Source organism: Paraburkholderia sp. (assembly GCF_034668105.1).
Taxonomy (GTDB): domain Bacteria; phylum Pseudomonadota; class Gammaproteobacteria; order Burkholderiales; family Burkholderiaceae; genus Paraburkholderia.
Window position 1 is genome coordinate 1 of record NZ_JAXDPY010000312.1, and the last position, 3,526, is coordinate 3,526.

3 protein-coding genes and 1 pseudogene are annotated in these 3,526 nt (G+C 63.2%); 1 reads left to right on the forward strand and 3 read right to left on the reverse strand.

The genetic code is table 11. The annotated features are described in order from the left end of the window. The coding region (locus QOC89_RS14200) for a right-handed parallel beta-helix repeat-containing protein (RefSeq protein ID WP_323045588.1) at window positions 1–727 on the forward strand (727 nt) is incomplete at its 5' end. Window positions 728–1,041: 314 nt separating this feature from the next. Here the strand turns inward: QOC89_RS14200 and QOC89_RS14205 are convergent. From QOC89_RS14205 to QOC89_RS14215, 3 genes and pseudogenes are all read right to left on the reverse strand, one after another. Beyond that, window positions 1,042–1,272 (reverse strand): annotated as a pseudogene (locus QOC89_RS14205) (MFS transporter); the annotation flags it as partial. Between the two features lie 68 nt (window positions 1,273–1,340). Next, window positions 1,341–2,507, reverse strand: coding sequence for an MFS transporter (locus tag QOC89_RS14210; RefSeq protein ID WP_323045589.1), 1,167 nt, complete (start codon window positions 2,505–2,507; stop codon window positions 1,341–1,343). Window positions 2,508–2,736: 229 nt separating this feature from the next. Then, window positions 2,737–3,525, reverse strand: a complete 789-nt coding sequence (locus tag QOC89_RS14215; protein WP_323045590.1) for a crotonase/enoyl-CoA hydratase family protein — start codon at window positions 3,523–3,525, stop codon at window positions 2,737–2,739. Window position 3,526 lies beyond the last annotated feature (1 nt).

Consider the following 3,526-nt stretch of genomic DNA (forward strand, 5'->3'; position numbering starts at 1 on the left):
CTTGCCCAAGCAGCAGGCCAAGGCAAACGGCACGCCGAATCTCACGCTCGCTAAAGCCAATGCCGCTATCCAGATCGGGCAGCTTATCAGCGGCACGGGCGTTCCACCGCTTACGTATGTGCTGAGCGTTGCGGGCGCCGCCGTGGTCGCGAGTCAGGCTGTTACGGCGGGATCGCTCGACGTGACGTTCACCTGGCACGACCGGGGTCAAGGCATCACGGTGACGGACAACAGCGTGTCCTGCCTTGCGGCTGGACAAGTGATCGGCATCTGGGCGCAATACCAGGATTATCCGACCATCAGCAATAACAGTCTTCGAACCATGGGACACTTTGGAATTAGCTGCTTCGACGTCGCCGATCCAATCGTAAGCGGCAATACGGTGATTGGGCAGAACACCCCCTGTATTGACGTCGATCTTCATTCGAACACCCCCTCTACGAACACCTGCTGTATTGGCATCGATCTTCGTGCGAACACAAGCGCGGCCGTATTGATCGGCAATATCGTGGAAGGCTTCCGTGGACCACGTGCATGCGGCATCGCGGTGGCCGACCGGGTTGGCGGCGTCATCTCGGGAAACTTCTTGCGACACTGCCAGACCGACATCTATCTATCCAGGTGCAAATCCATGTCGGTGACGGGGAACAGTTCAGCGAACTGCTGTAGTCACTACACCGTGGAAAGCAGCGAGCGCATGATCGTGCAGAACAACGCGAATTGCTAACGCAAGACCGCCGTTGCAGCGAAGGATTTTCGACGCGACCACACGCGATGCGGGCGACTCTTCTATCCCCGCGGAACCTGGCAATACAAGCGACGAGTCAGTGATCGTCTCGTGGGGTTCTCGATCGCGCAACGCACAGCGCACACACGAAGACGCCGATCGCCACGCCGACCAACAGACATGCGGCATGCGTTAGAAAACTGACCATCCCCTACTCCCCTTAGCGGCAACAGCCATTTTTTCCACGCGTTAGATGACGTGATGCCGTGCCCGGATGCTTCACGGCACGAGGCGTCAATATACCTGGGAAATATTTATTGCGACATATCGGCTTGCATCGGCGCACGCTGTTTCTCCCACCAGACGGCGGCGAGAAACGCGAGCGCCGCTGCCATTGGCACGGCGACCATTGCATCGTTGCCGACCGCTTTCATCAGCGCACCCGCCAGTGGACCGCCGAAACTCGCCGCGCTCCACGACGCGCCCACCAGCGAGCTCCCGCTCACCAGCGCGACGCCGCGAAAGCGCTCGCCGCAAGCCACCACACGCCGCAGCCGATGTGCACCCGTTCACGTCCGAGCTGCCTTCGGAGCGGCCGTGACGATAGCCGAACTTATCCCGCCACAGCCATCCGTTGCGCGCGCCGGTCGATCGACACCGACCACAGCGTCAACACCAGCGCGCCGATCGAAGTCGCTACGCCGACCCACGGCAGCGTGGTAAGCGGCGCGCCCGCACCGATTGCCATGCCGCCGAGCCACGCACCCGATGCATTGCCAAGGTTGAACGCACCTTGATTCAACGTCGATGCCAGATTCGGCGCATGACTTGCGCGGTCGACGATCAGCATTTGCAGCGGCGGCACGATCGCGAAGGCCAGAATACCCCACACGAAGATCGTGATCATCGCGGGGATTTCAGCGTGCATCGTGCCGGCAAAAATGGTCAGGATGACGACGATGGCCAGCAGAAACGCAACCAGCGAGGGCATCAACCGCCAGTCCGCGAGCTTGCCGCCGAGCGTGCTGCCCACCGTCAAGCCGAGGCCGAACAGCAACAGCACGAACGTGACCGCATGCGGCGTGAAACCGCTGACGTCTTCCAGAATCGGCGTGATGTAGGTGAAGGTGGAAAACAGGCTGGCCGACGCCAGCACGCTGATGCCGAGCACCATCAGCACTTGCGGGTTTTTCAGCACGCTGAATTCGCGCATGAGGCTGGCCTTCTGCATCTCGATCTTCGCCGGCAGGCAGACCGCGAGTGCGCCCGCCGCGAGAATGCCGATGCCGGTGACCGCCCAGAAGGTGGCACGCCAGCCCACCGCCTGGCCGAGCGCGGTCCCGAGCGGCACGCCGAGCACGTTGGCGAGCGTCAAGCCGGTGAACATCAACGCGATGGCTTGCGCGCGGCGATTCGGTGCGACGAGACCGGCCGCGACCACTGAACCGATGCCGAAGAACGCGCCATGGCAAAACGCCGTGACGATGCGCGCGGCCATCAACACCGCGTAGCCCGGCGCGATCGCGCACAGCAGATTGCCGACGATGAACACGCCGATCAGGCTCATCAACGCCTTCTTGCGCGGCATGTTGGCCACGGCGATCGCGACGATCGGCGCGCCGATGGTGACGCCGAGTGCATAGGCCGACACCAGCATGCCGGCCGCCGGAATCGACACGGACAGATCGCGCGCGACATCGGGCAGCAAGCCCATGATCACGAATTCAGTGGTACCGATTCCAAAAGCGGCGACGGCGAGAGCGAGCAGGGGTAAAGGCATGATGACGGAATGTGAATCGGCGCGACGCGGAAGTGTCGTGCGGCAGGCGCGCGTTTTCGGGGCGAGAACGCAGGCGCGATGCTGGGGCAAAACAGTAGGGGATTCTACCTAAGTCAAAACAGCCTTGCTGAGCGTCAAGCCTGTTGTTGTTTTTTGCTGAAGGCGCGCGTTGGCGTGTGCTTGTGGGCCTTTAGCTTTACGGTGCGCTTTACTTGCGAATGGCGCTGTCTCATTCCGTGCTTTCGTCTGACTTAAGGGTATTGCCGTGACGGCCCGCGCCTTCGGCGAAACGTGCGGCCCCTGCAACGCCCTCGTCAAACACCGCTTGATAGCCGCCGGCGCCTTCACGCTGTAGCGCCAGGGCAAGGTCTTCGAGCGGGCTGTTTTCCAGCACCGAGCGGCGGTCGGCCAGCAGCGCCGCCTGCGGAAAGGCCGCCAACTCGGCGGCTAACTGTTCCGCCGCCGAGCGTGCCTCGCCCTTAGGCACGACACGGTTGGCAAGCCCGAAGGCGAGCGCTTCCTGCGCCGTTACCGCGCGGCCGGTCAGAATCAGGTCGAGCGCGCGCGATAACCCGATTAGACGCGGCAAGCGGATCGTGCCGCCATCGATCAGCGGAATCCCGACGCGCCGGCAGAACACACCGAGCACGGCGTCTTCCTCGACGACGCGCAGATCGCACATCGCGGCCAGTTCGAGGCCGCCCGCGACCGCATAGCCGGCAATCGCGGCGATCACCGGTTTGCTGAAACTCATGCGCGTGGGTCCCATTGGACCGGGCCCGCTGCCGTCGGCGTGCAGTTCATTGCGGCGGGTGTCGTCGGCGAGCGCGGTGAGATCGGCGCCGGCGCAGAAGGTGCCACCCGCGCCGAACAGCACTGCGGCGCGCCATGCCGACTCCGCCTCGAAGCAGTGGAAGGCGGCGCTCAACGCTTGCGCGGTAGCACGGTCGACCGCATTGCGCCGCGCGGGACGATCTAGCACGATGGTGGCGACACCAATGTCCGCGTTGGACTCGATA

Bases quoted from the DNA above. Each gene is read 5' to 3' on its own strand.
- QOC89_RS14210 (WP_323045589.1), bottom strand. From the start codon at position 2,507: ATGCCTTTACCCCTGCTCGCTCTCGCCGTCGCCGCTTTTGGAATCGGT.